Consider the following 1098-nt stretch of genomic DNA (forward strand, 5'->3'; position numbering starts at 1 on the left):
CATGCACCTGCAGGTTGAGCTGCATGATGTTGCGGATGCTGTTGGCGTTTTCCGGAATCTTGATATTTAGCGCATCCTCAACGGCACGCACCGAGGTCAGCGCGTGGGTGCCCGTGCACACGCCGCAGATACGCTCGGTAAAGGCCCAGGCATCACGCGGATCGCGGCCCTTGAGAATGACTTCGAGGCCGCGCCACATGGTGCCGGTGGAGACAGCATTGCGGATAACGTTCTTGTCGTCGAGATTGACTTCCACCCGCAGGTGGCCTTCGATGCGGCAGACCGGGTCGACAACGACGCGCTTGCCGGAGTTATCGAGCTTGAAGCCTTGAGTTTCGTAAGCGGCCATTTTTTACTTTTCCCCCTCTTTTTCCGGTTGACCGTGGGAAGTCGAATTCCGCGCCCGGGCCAGTGCCGAGACAGCGGCATGCGCGGCTATCGCGGCGCCGACCGTGCCGGCGGCGGCCTTGCCGATGGTGTCGGCATTCGCTTCGACGCCGAAAGCCTTGATGTCAGTCACCCGATCGTAGAAGCTGCCCTTGTCCCAGAAGCCCTCTTCGGAACAACCGATACAGCCGTGGCCCGACTGCACCGGCCAGCTGACGCCGCCGTTCCAGCGCATCGACGAACAGGCGTTGTAAGTCGTCGGCCCCTTGCAGCCCATCTTGTACAGACAGTGGCCCTTGCGCGAACCCTCGTCGTCCCAGGCTTCGGCGAACTGGCCGGCATCGAAGTGGCCGCGGCGATAGCACTTGTCGTGGATGCGCTGGCCGTAGAACATTTTCGGCCGACCCTGGCGGTCGAGTTCGGGAATGCGGTCGAAAGTCAGCATGTAGGTGACGACACCGGTCATCACTTCGGCAATCGGCGGACAACCCGGGACGTTGATGATCGGCTTGCCGGTAATCACCTTGTGCACCGGCGTGGCGCGCGTCGGGTTCGGCTTGGCGGCCTGGACGCAACCGTAGGAAGCGCAGGCGCCCCAGCTGATGATCGCCTTGGCGTCGGCGCAGGTTTCCTTGAGCACTTCGACGAAGGGCCGGCCGCCGTGGATGCAGAACATGCCGTCTTCGTTGAGCGGCGGATTGCCTTCGACGG

The 1098-nt window shown here is 62.6% G+C and carries 2 protein-coding genes; both read right to left on the minus strand.

Annotated features, from left to right (window positions below; genetic code table 11):
- Positions 1 to 349, minus strand: a 349-nt coding sequence (locus ADADOO_RS03595) for a nickel-dependent hydrogenase large subunit (protein ID WP_511275087.1), incomplete at its 3' end; no start/stop codon positions are given.
- A gap of 3 nt (positions 350 to 352) precedes the next feature.
- A partial coding sequence (locus ADADOO_RS03600) for a hydrogenase small subunit (RefSeq protein ID WP_511275089.1) occupies positions 353 to 1098 on the minus strand: 746 nt, incomplete at its 5' end.

Origin of the sequence: Azonexus sp. (genome assembly GCF_036170495.1) — a bacterium.
In the GTDB taxonomy this organism is placed as follows: Bacteria; Pseudomonadota; Gammaproteobacteria; order Burkholderiales; family Rhodocyclaceae; genus Azonexus.